This window comes from Streptomyces sp. SID13666 (genome assembly GCF_010548325.1).
Classification (GTDB): Bacteria; Actinomycetota; Actinomycetes; order Streptomycetales; family Streptomycetaceae; genus Actinacidiphila; species Actinacidiphila fildesensis.
Genome location: NZ_JAAGLX010000029.1, coordinates 85147 through 101951, shown reverse-complemented (window position 1 = coordinate 101951; position 16805 = coordinate 85147). Strand labels below are relative to the sequence as shown.

The following is a 16805-nucleotide window of genomic DNA, read 5'->3' as shown; positions in this document are numbered from 1 at the left end:
CGGCCGGGCGTGGCCGCCACGTCCGGCCGGAAGACGATCCGCATCCCCAGAACGGGGGACCCGCCTGCCCGCGACAATCGTCAACCAAGGGTTGACGCCTCGCAATCGTCAACCTAAAGTTGACGCATGACGGGACATCCAGTACGACTCGACGACCTCATCACCCACGTCAAGGAACGGCACCCGGACGGCGACCCGCTGCAGAACCTCTCCGACGCGGTGACCCTGGCGGAGCACGTCGGCGAAGTCGCCGACCATCTGATCGGCCACTTCGTGGACCAGGCCCGCAGGGCCGGTGCCTCCTGGACCGACATCGGCCAGAACATGGGCGTCAGCAAGCAGGCCGTACAGAAACGCTTCGTACCGAGAACCCCCGACGACCTCGACCTGCCGCTCGACTCCCTCTTCGGCCGCTTCACCAACCGCGCCCGCAACACGGTCAAGAGCGCCCAGGAGGAGGCGCGCACCGCGCTGCACGCGAGCCTGGGCACCGAACACCTCGTCCTCGGTCTGCTCCATGAGCCGGAAGGGCTGGCCTGCCGCGCCATGGTCGAACTGGGCGCGCCGCCCGAGGCGGTCCGCGCCGCCGTCAGCACCCCCGGCGGGGAGGCCGAGCCGGTGAAGGGCCATATGCCGATCACCGCCGGCGGCAAGAAGGCGCTGCACCTCGTCCTGCGCGAGGCGCTGCGCCTCGGGCACAACTACATCGGCACGGAACACATCCTGCTCGGCGTCCTCAGCGATGAGCAGGACCCCGCCGCCCAGGCCCTGGTGGGCCTGGGGGTCACCAAGGGCCTGACGGAGGAGTGGGTCGTCGCGACGCTCCACGAACTCTCGAAGTAGCCCGCCGGCGGGCGGACTTCGGAGCCCGCCCGCCCAGGATTCGCCGCCACAGGACCCGCCGGACCGGCCCCGAGCCCCGCCGGACCGCCCGCGCGGAAGAGGTCGTCAGGCCTCCTTGCCCAGGGTGAGCAGCCGGTAGACGGGGTCGGGGCGCGGGGTGTGCTGGCCCGGCAGTGCGCCCAGGCCCTCGATGACGCCCTGGGCCTGGCGCGGGCTGAACTCCAGGGCGGAGGCGAAGTATCCGGCGCGGATCTTCTCGACCGTCAGCGCCGGGGACCGGCCCTGGCCGTGGCCGGTGAAGGAGGTCTCCGCGCCGGGGCGCAGCCCGTGGCCGGCCGCCCAGCCGACGACGGCCGCGGCCTCGTCGTAGGCGTCCGGGATGAGGTGCGGGGCGAGCAGCGCGTCGATGTCGCTGTCCACCCCGTGTGCCAGGTCCTTGTCGACGGTGGTGAGGAACACCCCGCCGGGCCGCAGCACCCGCGCGCACTCGGCGACGACCTCCGCCGCGTCCGGCAGCAGATGCAGCAGCCAGATGGCGCACACCGCGTCCACGGACCCGGTGGCGAACGGCAGCCGCCGGCTGTCGCCGAGCACCACGGCGGGGCCGACCCGGCCGGCGGCCACCGACGCCATACCGGCCGACGCGTCGACGCCCAGGACGCGCAGCCCCGGTCGGGCGAGCCGCTCGGTCACCAGGCCGGTCCCGCACCCCACATCGAGCAGGGTGCGGGCCCGGTCCGGCACCAGTTGGAGCACGGCACGGGCCGCGGCTTCCGCCCGGGGGACGCCTCCGCGGGTCGCGTCGTACCGTTCGGCTTCTACGTCGTAGTTCAGCACACGGGCAGCCTACGGGGAGTCATCAGCCGGCGAGGAAATCGCGTACTCCCTGCGATACCCCGTCGTCCCCGAGCAGGTCATTGTGCTTCAGGCACCCGGCGTCCGTGTTGACGGCGCCACTGAGCGCGACGCTGCTGTCCGGGTTGATGACCTCGTCGCACTCCGACCAGAACGTCGCGTACTTGACGGCGCCCGGCGTCTCGTCGCCCGCCGCCAGCTGGTTCTGCACGTACGAGCCGGGCGACATGTCGCGGCACGCCTGGTCCCAGATCACACAGGCCCACGAGATGTAGGTGCCGTGGTTCGGGCCGCCGAGGGAGACCCAGTGGTCGACGGTGGCCGTGCCGCCGCGGAACTTGACGTACCAGCGGGTGGTCAGGCTGCCGAGGGAGTGCGCGACCAGGTCGACCTTCGACGCGCCGGTGCTGCTCAGCACGCTGTTGACGTAGTCGGTGAAGCGGCCCGCCAGTACCTCGTTGACCGACTGGTGGGTGTCGTAGCCCCAGCTGAACAGCTCGTTGTCGGAGTACCCGGCGGCCTTGAAGTCGGCGATCATGCCGCCCCACACCCCGGGGTCGGCGTTGTAGCCGTGCACGAAGATCACCGGATGGTGCGCGGGCGGGCCGGCGGGCTGGGCGCCCATCGACGCGGGTGCCGCGCCGAACAGCAGGGCCAGGGCGCCGAGTACGGACAGGAGCACGGTCGATCTGCGACGCATGAGACGCATGAACTGCCTCCTACCAGGTGGGGGGATGAACAGGGCCGTGGTGCCGGCCGCTCCTACGGGGTGGGGGAGTAGGAGTACACCGACGTGGAGACCATGCAGATGCCCGGCTGGACGACCTCCGCGCGCAGCGTGCCGGTGCGCGGGTCGAAGTCGATGCCCTCGGACTCGAAGGTGCCGGAGCAGATGCTGCGCTTCGGCAGCTGGAGCAGCGTCGTCACCTGGCCGGTGACCGCGGTGCCGTCCAGCGCGTGCGGGAGGTCGACCTGCACCAGGTCCTTGGCGTCGTCGTCGGAGACGCACACCAGGCGGGTGCCGGAGACGAAGTCGCAGCCCTGGATGTTGTCGACCGCGCGGCTCAGGGTGATCTGCCCGGCCTGCGGGAGCGCGCCGCCGGTGCGCGGGGTGGCCGGGTTGAGCAGCGGCGCGGGGAAGACCTGGAGGCGGTTCTGCGTGCCCCATTCGCCGGAGACCAGCCACTGCGCGTCGGGGGAGACGGCGGCGAACGAGTTGTTCAGCGCCTCTCCGGCGTCGAGTTGGTGCACGTACTCGTAGCGCTGCCCACCGGGAGTGGTGACGGCGTACATCTTCGACGTCGCGCCGTCCCCGCCCTGGTAGGCGTCGAAGACATGGCCCTGGGCGATGTCCGGGTCGCCGACGTGGTTCCACCCCTTGATGCGCAGGGCGATCGGGATCGAGCCGAGACCCCGGTAGAGCAGCGAGCCGTCGGCGCGGCTGGCCACGCCCTCGCCGCCGGTCAGGGAACCGGTGTACGAGGTGCCGGTCTCGGTCCAGCCGCCGGGGGAGGCGGCCGACGCGGTGGAGCCGACGACGGTGAGGGCGATGGCACCGGCCAGTACGGCGGCGGCATGGAGCGGCTTGGCGGTCACTGATCCTCCGTCAGATTGACATCTGGGGGCAGATCGTAGACCGGATGTCCGCACGTATCTACCCTTCGGTAACCATGTCCGCCTAGGCTTCCGCTGCTTCTCCACCCACGTTCACCGGGAGTGTTCCGTGAGACTTGCCCGAGCCGCCACCGCCTGTGCCTTCGTGCTCCTGCTCGGTTCCGCCGCCACCACGCCCGCCGTCGCGTCCCCCGCCGGCACGGCGGACGCGGCGCGCACGGCGCAGAGCCCGCAGGTCCCCCAGATCAAGCTCGTGACCAGCAATGTGATGATGCTGTCGCGCAACCTGTACCCGAACTGGGGGCAGTTGCAGCGCGCCGACCTGATCGCGAACGCGGGCTACACGCAGAACGCCGATGTCGTCATATTCCAGGAGGCGTTCGACAACGCCGCCTCCGACCGGCTGCTCGGCAACGTCAAGGGCCGCTACCCGTACCAGACGCCCGTGCTCGGCCGCTCCACCAGCGGCTGGGACCGCACCGAGGGCGCGTACAGCTCCTGGACGCCGGAGGACGGCGGCGTCGCCGTCGTCAGCAAGTGGCCGATCCTGGAGAAGGTGCAGCATGTCTACGCGGACGGCTGCGGCGCCGATTACTACTCCAACAAGGGCTTCGTGTACGTCGTCCTGAACGTGAACGGCACCCGCGTGCACATCGTCGGCACCCACACCCAGGCCGACGACTCCTCCTGCGGCTCCGGCGAGGCCGCGAGCATCCGGCACGGCCAGGACCAGGAGATCGACGCCTTCCTCGACGCCCGCAACATCCCCGCCGCCGAACCCGTCATCATCGCCGGCGACCTCAACATCGACGCGCACGGCAGCGACTACGCGGGCCTGCTCGCGGACCTCGACGCCGCCGCTCCCGACGCCAACCCAGGCCCCGCGAACAGCTTCGACCCCGTCACCAACTCCGTCGCCCGGGACCGCTACCCGAACGACCCGGCCCAGCGACTGGACCACGCGCTGTTGCGCAACGGCCACGCCCGGCCGGCCCACTGGAACAACCGCGTCGTCGACGAGCACTCGCCGAAGTGGTCGGTCTCCAGCTGGGGCACCACGTACTCGTACACCGACTACTCCGACCACTACCCGCTGGTCGCGGGCGACGTGTAGCCGGCGGCGCCCCTCCGAAGGAGGAGTGGGTGCGGCGGCGGGAAAACCAGTTGTGCGGACCCTCGTTCACCGTCACGCTGGGTAACCAATCACCCCGCCGCTCCACTCACCTCCCCGGAGAGCCCGCACCGTGCAGTCCGCCATCACCGTCACGCCCACCCGTATACCCGAGCTGCTGCTCGGGCTGGCCACCGTGCGTCCGGTGTTCCTCTGGGGTGCGCCCGGGATCGGCAAGTCCTCGCTGGTCAGGGCCTTCGCCGAATCGCTCGGCCTGGAGTGTGTCTCGCTGCTGGGCACCCAGCTGGCCCCGGAGGACCTGATCGGCGTGCCGCAGATCCACGACGGGCGGACGCGCTTCTGCCCGCCCGAGGCCATCGCGCGCGACGAGCCGTACTGCCTGTTCCTGGACGAGCTCAACGCCGCGACGCCCGACGTCCAGAAGGCGTTCTACTCGCTGATCCTGGACCGCCGGATCGGCTCCTACGAGCTGCCCGCGGGCTCCATCGTCATCGGCGCGGGCAACCGGTCCACCGACAACGCGCTCGCCCGCCCCATCGCGTCCGCGCTCATCAACCGCCTCGCCCACGTCCACCTGCAGGCCTCCGCGAAGGACTGGCTGGTGTGGGCGGGCGAGAACGGCATCCACCCGTGGGTGACGGAGTACCTGACCGACCGGCCCGACCACCTCTGGTCGAAGGCGCCGAAGACCGAGGAGGCGTTCTCCACCCCGCGCTCGTGGCACATGCTCTCCGACGCGCTGCACTCGTTCGGCCCGACGCTCGACGAGGACACCCTCAAGGTCATCACGCACGGGACGCTCACCCCCGCGCACGCCGTCTCCTTCTGCGGCTACGCGAAGATCGTCCGCAACGCCTACGGCATCGACGCGATCATCAAGGGCGACGCCCCCTGGCCGCGCCGTCTCGAGGACCGCGATCTGCTCTACTACCTCGCCGACGCGTTCCGCGGCCGGCTCGCCAAGGAGCTGCCGGACCGCAAGGAGCACGCCTCCGAGGCCGTCCGGCAGACCGCCTACCGCTCCAAGGCGCTGCTCGTGCAGCTCGCGGAGATCTCCGTCGAGGTCGCCCAGACCGTCATCGCCGAGGACATGGACGGCAATCCCGTGCTGCCCGCCTGGTTCCTCGTCGAGGCCGCCCGCGACATGCCGCGGCTGGTCGAGGCGCGCCGGTGAAGGCCCGTGCCAAGCGCCCCGACAAGCAGCGGGAACTGGCCGACGCGGCGTACCTGAAGGGGTGCGCGATCGTCTCCGCGCATCCCGCGCTGTCCGCCCTCGACGTGTCGTTCTGCCGGCTGCCCGCCTGCGAGCACCGTCCGGAGCGCGGCCTGGCCGTGGTCAGCTCCAACGGCACGGTCCACGCCCACCCGTACCGCCGTGCCGAGCCGGGCGCCTGGGCCTGGGCGCTCGCGCACTGCCTGCTGCACGTCGGCTTCGGCCATGTGCCCGCCGCGGCCGGGCCGCGCGAGCAGCCCGACGCCTTCGACCTCGCCGCGCGCTGTGTCGTCGTCAACCGCTTCCTGGCCGCGATGCCCGTCGGGGAAGCGCCGGAACACCTGCCGCGCAGCTGGCCGGACGGCGACGAGGACAAGCTCGCCGAGCGCTTCCGCCGGGACGGCATTCCGCCCGCCTACGCCGACTGCGGCACCGCGGGCCCCGGCGAGCCCGACCAGCTGCTGACCGAGTGGATCTCCTGGCGCGGCTCCCCGCCGGACTGGAGCAACGCCCTCGCCCACGCCCTGACCCGTACGGTGTCGGCCGCGATGGACATGGCGGGCGGCCGTCGCGACACCCTCACCGGGGCCCGGGTGGAGCAGCGGCCCTGGGAGCGCGCGCTCAACTGGTTCGTCTCCTCGTACCCGCTGCTGGGCGGGATCGCCGCGGGCATGACGCTGGTCGCGGACGCCGAACTCGCCCGTGCGCACGGCATCTCCATCGCCGCGGTCAGCCCGGAAGCGGCCGAGATCTACATCAACCCGCTGCTCCGCCACACGGACGAGGAATGGCGCTTCATCCTCGGCCACGAGATGCTGCACGCCGCCCTGCGGCACGGCGAGCGCTGCGGCGGCCGTGACCCGTACCTGTTCAACGTCGCCGCCGACTACGTCATCAACGCCTGGCTGATCGAGATGGACATCGGCGAGATGCCCGCCGGGCTGCTGCACGATCCCGAACTCCAGGGCCTGTCCGCCGAGGAGGTCTACGACCGCATCGCCACCGACCTGCGCCGGATGCGGCGGCTGGCGACGCTGCGCGGCAAGGGCAAGGGCGACATCCTCGGTGAGCCGCTGCCCCGGCCCGCCCGGCCGGCGGAGTGGGTCGACCTCGACGAGTTCTACCGCCGCGGGCTGATGACCGGCCTCGACCTGCACTCGACGCGCGAACGCGGGCTGCTCCCGGCCGGGCTCGTGGAGGAGATCAACGCGCTCAGCCACCCGCCGCTGGCCTGGGACGCCCAACTCGCCCGCTGGTTCGACGAGTTCGTCCCCCGTCCCGAACCGGTCCGCTCCTACGCCCGCCCCTCCCGCCGCCAGTCCTCCACCCCCGACATCCCGCGCGCCGGGCGGTACTTCCCGCCCGAGGAGGTGGCCCGCTGCACCTTCGGAGTCGTCCTCGACACCTCGGGATCGATGAGCACCACGCTGATCGGCAAGGCGCTGGGCGCCATCGCCTCGTACGCCGCGGCCCGCGACGTGCCCGCCGCCCGCGTCATCATGTGCGACGCGGCGGCGCACGACGCGGGGTACGTCCCGGTCGCGGACATCGCCGGCCGGGTCCGGATCCACGGGCGCGGCGGCACCGTGCTCCAGCCCGCCCTGGACCTCCTGCACCGCGCGGACGACTTCCCGCCGACCGCGCCCGTCCTGATCATCACCGACGCCGAGTGCGACGTGCTGCGCCCGCGCCGCGAACACGCGTACCTGGTACCGCGCGGCGCGGTGCTCCCGTTCACCCCGAAGGGCCCGGTCTTCCGGATGGTGTGAAGCCCACCGACGGGCCGCGCCGGCCGTCCCGGCCGTGAAATGTGGTGCGGTACGGCGGCCGGGGCGGCAGACTCGGCCGGATGGAGACGTATCTGATCGGCGGCGGCTGGGACGAAGCGGCCGCGCCCCTGGTGTACGGGCCCTTCCTCGCCGCGGCGGGCCCCGACCCGGTGGTGGCCTGTCTGCTGATCGACGAGGGCGTCGGGGCGGCCGACTTCGGCCGGTACGAGGCGGTGCTGCGGGACGTGGCGCCCTGCCGGCCCTACCCCGTCCTGGTGCCGCCCGGCGGCGAGCTGGACCCCGCCGCGCTGGACGGGGCGGCCGCGGTGCTGGTCTGCGGCGGCCTGACCCCCGCCTACGGCGACGTCGTCGCCGCGCACGCCGGCCTGCTGGGCTCGGTCCCGTACGCGGGATTCTCGGCGGGCGCGGCCGTCGCCGCGGACCTGGCGCTGGTCGGCGGCTGGCTCTCGGACGGGATCCCGGTCTGCCCGGAGGAGACCGCCGAGGACCTCGACGAGATCACCCTGCGGCCCGGGCTCGGCCTCGTGCGGTGCACCGTCGAGGCCCACGCGGCCCAGTGGGGAACGCTGGCCCGCCTCGTCGAGACGGTGGCCCGCGGCGATGTCGCGGTGGGCGTCGCCATCGACGAGAACACGCTGCTCACGGTGGACGGCGCGCGCTGCGCGGTCTCCGGCCTCGGGCGCGTCCACCTGGTGCGCGCGGGTGAGGCGACGACCGTCCGGTCCTACCGGGCGGGAGAGACGTTCACGCTGTAGCCCCCGCTCCTGCACCTGAACCGGACATGACGATGGCGGCACCCGAACGGGTGCCGCCATCGGAGCATGCGGTCAGTTGACCGTCTCGGGGTCCGGGCCGATGCGGTTGCCCGCGTCGAGACCGGCGAGGGCCGCCATGTCGGCGTCGGTCAGCTCGAAGTCGAACACGTCGATGTTCTCCTTGATCCGGGACGGCGTCACGGACTTGGGGATCACGACATTGCCGATCTGCAGGTGCCAGCGCAGCACGACCTGGGCCGGGGAGCGGCCGAGCCGCTGCGCGATCGTGCCGATCACCGGTTCGTCCAGCAGACCCTTGCCCTGGCCGAGCGGCGACCACGCCTCGGTGGCGATGCCGTGCTCGGCATGGACGGCGCGCAATGGGGCCTGGGCGAAGTCCGGGTGCAGCTCGACCTGGTTGACGGCCGGGACGATCGAACCCTCGTCCAGGACGCGGCGCAGCTGCGCGGGGCCGAAGTTGGAGACGCCAATGGTCCTGGCGCGACCGTCCGCCTGGATCTTCTCCAGGGCGCGCCACGTGTCGGCGTACAGATCGCGGGCCGGCGTCGGCCAGTGGATCAGGTAGAGGTCGACGTAGTCGAGGCCCAGCTTGGCCAGCGAGTCGTCGAAGGCCGCCAGGGCCTGGTCGAATCCGTGCGCGTTGTTCCACAGCTTCGTCGTGATGAAGAGTTCTTCGCGCGGCACACCGGAGGTGGCGATCGCCCTACCGGTGCCCTCCTCGTTGCCGTAGATCGCGGCGGTGTCGATGCTGCGGTACCCGGCCTCCAGCGCGGTGGTGACAGCGGCCGTGGCCTCGTCGTCCGGCACCTGCCAGACACCGAAACCGAGCTGCGGCATCCGGACGCCGTTGTTGAGGGTGATGAAGGGGACCTTGCTGCTCACGAGCGGCGATCCTAACGTTGACGTTCATGGGGGTTCCTGGTCCAACCATGTCCTCCGGACCTCCATTCCCGTTCTCCGTAAACGTTGCCGGGATCGCCGGAGCCACCTGCGGACCCGCCGGTCAGGCGGTCGTCCCCAGATAGGCGTCCCGTACCGCCGGATCGGCCCTCACCTGAGCGGGGCTGCCCTGCGCGAGCACCGTGCCGAGGTCCAGGACGACGACCCGGGCGCACAGCTCCATCACGAAGGCCACATTGTGCTCGACGAGCAGCACCGCGCACCCCTCCTGCCCGGCGAGCCGCCGTACGACATCGGCCAGCTGCTCGCGCTCCGCGCCCGACATCCCCGAGGCGGGCTCGTCCAGCAGCAGGACCCGGGGCGGGTCCGCCAGCGCGCGGGCGACCTCGACCATCCGGGCCTGGCCCACCGGGAGCGTTCCCGCGTACACCGACCGCAGGTCGTACAGACCGCACTGGCGCAGCACCTGCTCGGCCCGGGACCGGCGGGTCCGTTCCCGCGACCGCCGGGACGGCGCCGACACCAGATCGGCCGCGAGACCCCCTCCGCCGCCGTCCCACTCCTGGGCGACGACGAGATTGTCGGTGACCGTGAGCTGCCCGAACAGCTGCTGGCGCTGGAACGTGCGGCGCAGCCCGTGCCGGGCCCGCCAGACCGGGGAGCGGCCGGTGATGTCCCGGCCGTCCAGCAGCACCCGGCCCTCGTCGGGGCGGCGGATGCCGGACACGGCGTCGAAGAACGTGGTCTTCCCCGCGCCGTTCGGGCCGATCAGCCCGCACACCTCGCCCGCGCGAACGCCGAGGCCGACCCCGTCCAGGGCGCGGACGCCGCCGAACCGCACGCCGATGCCGTCCGCCCGCAGCACCTCACCGGTCACGGCCGGCCACCTCCCCGTCGACGTCCACATCGGTCCTTCCGCCCGGCCCGGCGCCCGCCGGGGCCGCGATGCCGAGGTACGCCTCGGTCAGCCGGTCCGTCTCCACCTCCGCGCGCGGGCCGCACCACGACACCCGGCCGGACGACAGATACGCGACGGTGTCGGCGAGACCGAGCACCTCCGCCGCCTTCTCCTCGACGAGCAGCAGCGCGGTGCCCGCAGCGCGCAGTTCGGTGAGTACGGCGAAGACCTCGTCGACGACGCGCGGGGCGAGCCCCAGCGAGGGTTCGTCGGCGATCAGGACCTTCGGCGGCCGCTGCAGCAGCGGGGCCAGCGCCAGCATCTGCTGCTCGCCGCCCGACAGCGACCCGGCGAGGACCCCGCGCCGCGCCGCGAGCTGCGGGAAGCGTTCGTAGACCTGCCCGCGCGCGGTCCGGCCGGGCAGATACAGCGTCAGGTTCTCCTCGATGGTCAGCGCGGGGAAGATCCCGCGGCCCTCGGGCGCGAGCAGGACTCCGTCGCGGGAGCGCCGCACCGGACCCTCGCGGGTGCCGTCCCTGCCGTGCGTCAGTACGGTGCCGTGCGCGGGTTGGAGGATCCCGGCGGCGACCCGGCAGACGGTGCTCTTGCCCGCCCCGTTGGGACCCAGCAGCGCCAGGATCTCACCGGGCCGGACGGTCAGGTCCACCCCGTGCAGGACGGAGGCCCCGTCGTATCCCGCGTGCACGCCGCGCAGTTCGAGCGCGGGCGGCCGGGAGGTGGCGGGGGCCGGTGCGAGCGGACGGCGCGGTGTGGCCGAGGGAAGGTCTGCCGTGGTCCGCTCGATCCGTGCCGCTCCCTCCGCCCGCCGTCTGCGCAGCCGCACGGAGACCGCCGCGCAGTAGCCGTCGGGGTCGTTGGCGAGGGCGAGTCCGGCCAGGCCGAAGAGGATGACCGGCAGGTGCGCGGAGTCGGTGACGTAGGTCTGGAAGAGGTGCGGGACGATCGCGAAGACCAGCCCGGCGACCACCGCGCGCTGCGGTCTCCGCAACCCGGCGGCGACGACCACCGCCAGCCAGACCAGACCGGTCAGCGCGGTGAAGTCCGTCGCGGTGATGCGGGTGTTGTAGGAGGCGTACATGACGCCGCCGAAGCCGGCGAGCCCCGCGGACAGGGCGAAGAGCACCAGCTTCGTGCGGACCACCGAGATCCCGGACGCCATGGCGGCGGCGGGCGCCGACCGTACCGCGAGGATCGCGCGGCCGGTCGCCGAGCCGCGCAGCGCGCTGAGCGCCGCGACGACCGCCGACAACAGCACGATCAGGGCGACGCCCATCGCCCGGTCGTCGGCGAGGTCGACCGGGCCCAGGACGGGGCGCGGGACCGACCAGCCCGCGTCGCCGTTGCGCAGCCGGCCCAGTTGGAACAGCACCTGGTCGGCGAGGAAGGCCAGCGCGAGGGTGGCGAGCGCGAGGCTCCGGCCGCCCAGCCGCAGCGCGGGCAGCGCCACCAGCGCGCCGAGCACCGCCGCGACACAGGTCCCGACGGCCGCCGCCGCGACGAACGGCCAGCCGTGGCTCATCAGCAGCCCGGCCACCAGCGCGGCGCCGGTCACGAACGTCGCCTGCGCGAGACTCACCATCGCGCCGAGCCCGGTGACCAGCGTGAACGAGACGAACACCAGGGAGATCGCCAGCCCTTGGGTCAGCAGACCGCTCCAGAACGGGGTGGTGACGGTGTAGAAGGCGAGGGCGAGCAGCGCGGCGGCCGCCGCCCAGGGCCCCCAGCGCCGCGCCCAGGACGCCCCCGTCAGATAGTCGGGGGTGGTGACGTCCGCAGCGGCCGTACCCGCCGCGCGCTGCCGGCGGGCCATCAGCAGCAGTCCCGCGAAGAGCAGGAAGAACGGAACGGCGGTACGGAATCCGGTGATCCGGTCCGCGAAGGAGGCGTATCCGGCGGCCAGGTTCTGCAGGACGCCGAGCGCGAGGCCGCCGGCGAAGGCGAGCGGGACCGACGCGAAGCGGCCGAGGACGGCGGCCGTCGCGGACACGAAGAGGAAGAGCGTGTAGTCGTGCGCGGACAGGCCGAGCAGCGGGGTGGCGAGCACCCCGGCGAGTCCGGCCAGCGCCGACGACAGCATCCAGGCGATCGACGACAGCCGGTCCGCGCTGATCCCGCGCAGCTCGGTCAGCGACCGGTTGTCGACGGCCGCGCGCAGCCGCAGGCCGAGCGTGGTGTGCCGGAGCAGCACCCACAGACCGAGCGCGACGACCGCTGTGGTGATCCAGGTGATCAGCTGGTCGGAGTCGACGCCTACCCCGTCCATGAGCTGCCAGGACCTCGCCGGACTGGGCCCGACGCCCGGCAGTCCGAACTGGTTCTCGGCGGGCTGTACGGAGACCCCCGCGTCCCGCAGGAGTTCCACGGCCCACAGCCCGGCCGCCGGCAGCGCGACGAGCAGGCCGATGGTCGCCACGATCTGCGCGGTCTCCCCGGCCTTCGCCAGCTTCCGGAACATCGCCCGGTCCAGCGCCCAGCCGGTGGCCGGCGCGACGACCATGACCAGCAGCAGCGCCGCGGGGACGGCCGGCCAGCCGAAACCGGAGTGCAGTTCGTAGTAGCCCAGCGCGCACAGGTACGCGGTCGCGCCGTGCGCGAAGTTGAACAGGCCCGAGGCGGAGTACGACAGGACGAGTCCCGTCGCCAGCAGCGCGTAGAGCGCCCCCGACACCAGGCCGCTCAGTACGAAACCCAGCAGGTCTCCCATGGCCACTGCCTTCCGCGGTCGCTCATGACTACGTGACTTCCTGAGGAGGTGGTGCAGGCCGGGCCGAGCACCTGTCCCCCTACTTGAACGGGATGGCGGGGTAGCACTTGAACGGCACGGCGACCTCGTACGTCCCGCCCTTGAGCCGCACCAGGCTGCCGCAGCCGAAGCCCTGGGTGTGTCCCTTGGGGAAGCTCCGCTCGCCCGCCGGGCTGCCGGTGTCCGAGAAGCTGTCGGCCGCCTTCTGGAAGGTGGCGGTGGTCAGGTCCCGGCCCGTCTTCTTCGCGATGGCCAGGAAGAGGTCGGCCGACAGATAGCCGGTCATCATATGGAGGTTGGGGCGGACATCCGCGCCGCCGACCTTCCGGACGTCCTTGAGGAACTGCGCGATGGCCGGGCTCGTCGACTCGAAGGGCTCGAACTGCACCAGGACGTAGACGCCGTCGAGCGCCTGCGCGGTGGTGGCCTTGGCGAGCAGCCCGGGGTCGTAGTCGGTCGGGTCGGAGAGCGCGCCGTGGAACCCGGCCCGCTTGAGGGCGGTGAACAGGCCGATGTTCTGCGGGGTCTGCATCACGGAGACGACCGCGTCCGGCGCCTTGCCGCCGTTGCTCTTCAGGATCTCCCCGGTGTACGCGGACCAGTCGCTCGGCGCGGCGGCGGCCGGGACCGAGGCCTTGGCGTACGTGACCTTGAAGCCGGCGGCCGTGAAGCCCTGGGTGTACGTCCTGATGCCGAACTTGCCCGCGTCGCTGTCGGCGGCGATCAGCGCCACGCTCCGGTCCTTGGCGCCGCCGAGCGCCTGGGCCAGGCCCTCGGGCCAGGACTGGGTGATGGTGCCGCCGGGGCTCGGGACCAGGCAGCCGTTGAAGCCGTAGGTGGTGGCGGGGCCGCAGAAGGCGGGCAGCGTGCCCCAGCCGAAGACCGGCACCTTCTGCTGCTGCAGGAAGTCGGCGCCGGAGAAGGTGACCGAGCTCATCGGCACGACCGAGAAGACCTTGTCCTGCTGGACGAGCTTGCGGGCGGCGGCCAGGTTGCGGCTGGGGTCCTGCCCGTCGTCCTCCGCGCCCAGGTAGTCGATCTTCCGCCCGTTGACGCCGCCCTCGTCGTTGGCGCGCTGGAAGCGGGCCTTGGCCCCGAGATCGGTGTCGGCCTTGCTGTACCCGCTCGACGAGGTCTTGGAGACGATGCCGCCGACGGTGATCGAGTCAGCGGTGACACCCCGGGCGGACGCGCCGGCCTTGTCCTGCGGGGAGGTGCTGGTGGAGGCGGAGTTGCAGGCGGTGGCGAGCAGCAGCGAGGCCGCGGCTGCGGCGAGGAAGCGGATCGGTCGCGACACGTCAGGATCCCTCCGGGGCCGGATGAGTTCCTGCATTCTGCGGTCGACCTGACGGTCCGTCAATGAATAATCCAACATCATGTGACGATCCATCAGATGTGGATCCGCTCTCCGACCGGCTCCCGGTCGGTTCCCGGTCCGGGTGGCGTCAGCCCCGGTAGAGCGCCTCGATCTCCTCCGGGAACGCCTTCTCGATCGCCTTGCGCTTCAGCTTCAGCGACGGCGTCAGCAGCCCGCGCTCCTCGGAGAACTGGGCGGCCAGGATCCGGAACGTACGGATCGACTCGGCCTGCGAGACCAGGGTGTTGGCGGCGACCACCGCCCGCCGGATCTCGGTCTCCAGATCCGGGTCGTGGACCAGTTCCTCGTCCGGCAGCCGCGGCTTGCCGCGCATCGTCAGCCAGTGTCCGACGGCGTCCGGGTCGAGTGTCACCAGCGCGGCGATGAACGGCCGGTTGTTGCCGACCGCCACGCACTGCGCGATCAGCGGATGGGACCGAACCCGGTCCTCCAGACCGCTCGGCGAGACGCTCTTGCCGCCGCTGGTGACCAGGATCTCCTTCTTGCGGCCGGTGATGGTCAGATAGCCCTCCTCGTCGAGTGCACCGATGTCGCCGGTCGCCAGCCAGCCGTCGCCGAGCACCTCGGAGGTGGCCCGCGGGTTGTTCAGATACCCCTGGAAGATCTGGCCGCCGCTCAGCCAGATCTCGCCGTCCTCCGCGATGTGCACGGTGGTGCCCGGCACCGGCTGGCCCACCGTGCCGAAGCGGGTCTGCTCGGGCGGGTTGGCGGTGGCGGCGGCGGTGGTCTCGGTGAGGCCGTAGCCCTCGTAGATCGTCACTCCCGCGCCGCTGAAGAACAGCCCGAGCCGGCGCTCCATCGCCGAGCCGCCGGAGATCGCGTGCCGCACCCGGCCGCCGAGCGCGTCCCGCACCTTGCTGAAGACGAGCTTGTCGTAGATCTGGTGCTGCATCCGCAGGGCCGCGCTCGGGCCGTGGCCGGTGCCGAACGCCTTGGCCTCCACGGCCTCCGCGTACCGCACGGCGATCTCCACCGACTTGTCGAACGGGCCGAGCTTGCCGTCCGCCTCCGCCTTGCGGCGCGCCGCCTGGAAGACCTTCTCGAAGACGTAGGGGACGGCCAGGACGAACGTCGGCCGGAAGACGGCCAGGTCCGGCAGCAGGTCGGCGGCGGTCATGCTCGGCTGGTGCCCGAGCCGGATCCGGTGCCGGACGCACGCCACCTCCACCATCCGCCCGAAGACGTGCGCGAGCGGCAGGAAGAGCAGGGTGGACGGCTCCTCGCCCGGCTTGTTCGCGAAGACCGTCTCCCAGCGGGCCACCACGTTGTCCGCCTCGGCCATGAAGTTGCCGTGGCTCAGGACGCAGCCCTTGGGCCGGCCGGTGGTGCCCGAGGTGTAGATGATGGTGGCCGTCGCGTCCGGGGTGACCGCGAGCCGGTGCCGGTCGATCACCTCGTCGCCGATGTGGGTGCCCGCCGCGGCGAGCTCCTCGACACAGCCGGCGTCGAGCTGCCACAGCCGGCTCAGCTGCGGCAGCTCGTCGACGGCGGCACCGATCGTCATCGCGTGGTCCTCGTGCTCCACGACGCAGGCGACCGCGCCCGAGTCGTGCAGCATCCAGCGCACCTGGTCGAGGGAGGACGTCGGGTACACGGGGACCGGCTGGGCGCCGATGGTCCACAGCGCGAAGTCGAAGACGGTCCACTCGTAGCGGGTGCGGGACATGATCGCGACGCGGTCGCCGAAGCGCACCCCGTTGGCGAGCAGGCCCTTCGCGACGGCCACGACCTCGTCGCGGAACTCGAGCGCGGTCACGTCCTGCCAGTGCCCGTCCACCCTGCGGCCGAGCACCACCTGGTCCGGGTGGTCGGCAGCGTTGTTGAACACCGCGTCCGCCAGTCCTCCGACCTGGGGCGCCGTGGCCATCGGGGGAACGGTGAACTCGCGCAACTGGTGCTCCTCGAGCCGCTGGGCCTGTCCGGCGGGCGGCCCGTAAGCTACCTGATCCGCCGACCGGGCGGGAGGGCTTGGTCCGCACCAGTACTTTCGGACATCTGTGCTGGTAGGGCACTGGTTCCCGGTTGTCGCAAGGGAGTACGACCGAGGGCCGGGCCCCCGAAGGTTGTCCGGCCCCGCCGATCTCCACCAAATCTGCGCCAACCGGTTACCGCCGCTCTACAGCGGAAGCCGGAGCGGGGAGGGACCCCGATTCCGTCCCGTAAGCCGCTCCCTCGCCCGCCGGAGCGGGCACCACGGGCCGGGCCGCGGGGGTCTTCACGAGGAGCAGCCCGGCGCTGAGCGAGGCCCAGCCCGAGCCGGCGTCCAGCGGGCTCTGGCCGAACGCGCCCAGCCCGATCAGCACCAGCCCGATCCCGATCACCAGCCGGTACGGGGCGCCGTGCAGGAACCTGCCGCCCAGCGCGGCCGTGACGAGCGCACGCCGTGCTCTGGCTCACCGTGCGGCCCTCCGCCCTGTCCGTCGGCCAGGCGCTCTCCGAGCACAGCGAGGTCGCCTTCGCCTGCGCGACCACCGGCTCGTCGAACCTCTTCGCCGCCGTCCTGTGCCGCGACACCGCGCACCTCTACCGCTACCTCAGCGAGAAGATCGGAGCGCTCGACGGCGTCCAGCACGTCGAGACCGCGCCCACGCTGCGCCGCGTCAAGCACCTGGCGTACGAGGAGCGGCGGCGCTGAGCCGGCC

At 72.2% G+C, this 16805-nt stretch carries 15 protein-coding genes; 6 read left to right on the top strand and 9 right to left on the bottom strand.

The window, feature by feature from the left end; all coding sequences use genetic code 11:
- Window positions 1-126 precede the first annotated feature (126 nt).
- Window positions 127-843 (top strand): ATP-dependent Clp protease ATP-binding subunit, encoded by a 717-nt coding sequence (locus G3I60_RS29820; RefSeq protein ID WP_164607951.1) that lies wholly within the window; start codon window positions 127-129, stop codon window positions 841-843.
- A 105-nt stretch (window positions 844-948) separates the two neighbouring features.
- Here G3I60_RS29820 and G3I60_RS29815 read toward each other — a convergent pair whose 3' ends face one another.
- The 3 genes from G3I60_RS29815 to G3I60_RS29805 are packed head-to-tail and all read right to left on the bottom strand — an operon-like array spanning window position 949 to window position 3294.
- Window positions 949-1680 (bottom strand): class I SAM-dependent methyltransferase, encoded by a 732-nt coding sequence (locus tag G3I60_RS29815; RefSeq protein ID WP_164295609.1) that lies wholly within the window; start codon window positions 1678-1680, stop codon window positions 949-951.
- 22 nt (window positions 1681-1702) lie between these two features.
- On the bottom strand, window positions 1703-2407 hold the full coding sequence (locus G3I60_RS29810; protein ID WP_239070391.1) for a triacylglycerol lipase: 705 nt from the start codon (window positions 2405-2407) through the stop codon (window positions 1703-1705).
- A gap of 53 nt (window positions 2408-2460) precedes the next feature.
- Complete coding sequence (locus tag G3I60_RS29805; protein ID WP_343241442.1) at window positions 2461-3294, bottom strand: hypothetical protein; 834 nt, start codon at window positions 3292-3294, stop codon at window positions 2461-2463.
- Between the two features lie 127 nt (window positions 3295-3421).
- On the opposite strand from G3I60_RS29805, the gene sph reads away from it, so the two are divergent.
- From sph to G3I60_RS29785, 4 genes are all read left to right on the top strand, one after another.
- Window positions 3422-4426, top strand: coding sequence for a sphingomyelin phosphodiesterase (gene sph / locus G3I60_RS29800; RefSeq protein ID WP_138355712.1), 1005 nt, complete (start codon window positions 3422-3424; stop codon window positions 4424-4426).
- A 130-nt stretch (window positions 4427-4556) separates the two neighbouring features.
- The gene (locus tag G3I60_RS29795; protein ID WP_164295608.1) at window positions 4557-5618 is read left to right on the top strand and encodes a MoxR family ATPase; all 1062 of its coding nucleotides are present in this window, start codon (window positions 4557-4559) and stop codon (window positions 5616-5618) included.
- On the top strand, window positions 5615-7426 hold the full coding sequence (locus tag G3I60_RS29790) for a hypothetical protein (RefSeq protein ID WP_164295607.1): 1812 nt from the start codon (window positions 5615-5617) through the stop codon (window positions 7424-7426). The genes G3I60_RS29795 and G3I60_RS29790 overlap by 4 nt, the downstream gene beginning before the upstream one ends.
- 80 nt (window positions 7427-7506) lie before the next feature.
- Window positions 7507-8202: a hypothetical protein gene (locus tag G3I60_RS29785; RefSeq protein WP_138355715.1), complete on the top strand. Its 696-nt coding sequence runs from the start codon at window positions 7507-7509 to the stop codon at window positions 8200-8202.
- A 72-nt stretch (window positions 8203-8274) separates the two neighbouring features.
- On the opposite strand, the gene G3I60_RS29780 is transcribed toward G3I60_RS29785, so the two are convergent.
- The 6 genes from G3I60_RS29780 to G3I60_RS29755 all read right to left on the bottom strand — a co-directional run bounded on the left by G3I60_RS29780 (window position 8275) and on the right by G3I60_RS29755 (window position 16484).
- Entirely contained in the window at window positions 8275-9060 is a 786-nt protein-coding gene (locus tag G3I60_RS29780) for an aldo/keto reductase (RefSeq protein ID WP_164295634.1), read from the bottom strand.
- A gap of 166 nt (window positions 9061-9226) precedes the next feature.
- A complete protein-coding gene (locus G3I60_RS29775; protein WP_244809509.1) occupies window positions 9227-10000 on the bottom strand; it encodes an ABC transporter ATP-binding protein in 774 nt (257 codons plus the stop codon).
- The gene (locus G3I60_RS29770) at window positions 9990-12746 is read right to left on the bottom strand and encodes an ATP-binding cassette domain-containing protein (protein ID WP_164607949.1); all 2757 of its coding nucleotides are present in this window, start codon (window positions 12744-12746) and stop codon (window positions 9990-9992) included. The genes G3I60_RS29775 and G3I60_RS29770 overlap by 11 nt, the downstream gene beginning before the upstream one ends.
- A gap of 79 nt (window positions 12747-12825) precedes the next feature.
- On the bottom strand, window positions 12826-14082 hold the full coding sequence (locus tag G3I60_RS29765; protein WP_164295605.1) for an ABC transporter substrate-binding protein: 1257 nt from the start codon (window positions 14080-14082) through the stop codon (window positions 12826-12828).
- A gap of 148 nt (window positions 14083-14230) precedes the next feature.
- The gene (locus G3I60_RS29760; protein ID WP_138355719.1) at window positions 14231-16054 is read right to left on the bottom strand and encodes a long-chain fatty acid--CoA ligase; all 1824 of its coding nucleotides are present in this window, start codon (window positions 16052-16054) and stop codon (window positions 14231-14233) included.
- A 214-nt stretch (window positions 16055-16268) separates the two neighbouring features.
- A complete protein-coding gene (locus G3I60_RS29755) occupies window positions 16269-16484 on the bottom strand; it encodes a hypothetical protein (RefSeq protein WP_164295604.1) in 216 nt (71 codons plus the stop codon).
- A gap of 62 nt (window positions 16485-16546) precedes the next feature.
- Here G3I60_RS29755 and G3I60_RS29750 point away from each other — a divergent pair, with 62 nt between their 5' ends.
- On the top strand, window positions 16547-16798 hold the full coding sequence (locus G3I60_RS29750; protein ID WP_164295603.1) for an Lrp/AsnC ligand binding domain-containing protein: 252 nt from the start codon (window positions 16547-16549) through the stop codon (window positions 16796-16798).
- Window positions 16799-16805: the final 7 nt, after the last annotated feature.

What these genes read in the sequence shown, in the direction of transcription:
- G3I60_RS29820 (WP_164607951.1), top strand. Translation starts at nt 127, where the DNA reads ATGACGGGACATCCAGTACGACTCGACGACCTCATCACCCACGTCAAG.
- G3I60_RS29810 (WP_239070391.1), bottom strand. Translation starts at nt 2,407, where the DNA reads ATGCGTCTCATGCGTCGCAGATCGACCGTGCTCCTGTCCGTACTCGGC.
- G3I60_RS29785 (WP_138355715.1), top strand. Translation starts at nt 7,507, where the DNA reads ATGGAGACGTATCTGATCGGCGGCGGCTGGGACGAAGCGGCCGCGCCC.
- G3I60_RS29780 (WP_164295634.1), bottom strand. Translation starts at nt 9,060, where the DNA reads ATGCCGCAGCTCGGTTTCGGTGTCTGGCAGGTGCCGGACGACGAGGCC.
- G3I60_RS29770 (WP_164607949.1), bottom strand. Translation starts at nt 12,746, where the DNA reads ATGGGAGACCTGCTGGGTTTCGTACTGAGCGGCCTGGTGTCGGGGGCG.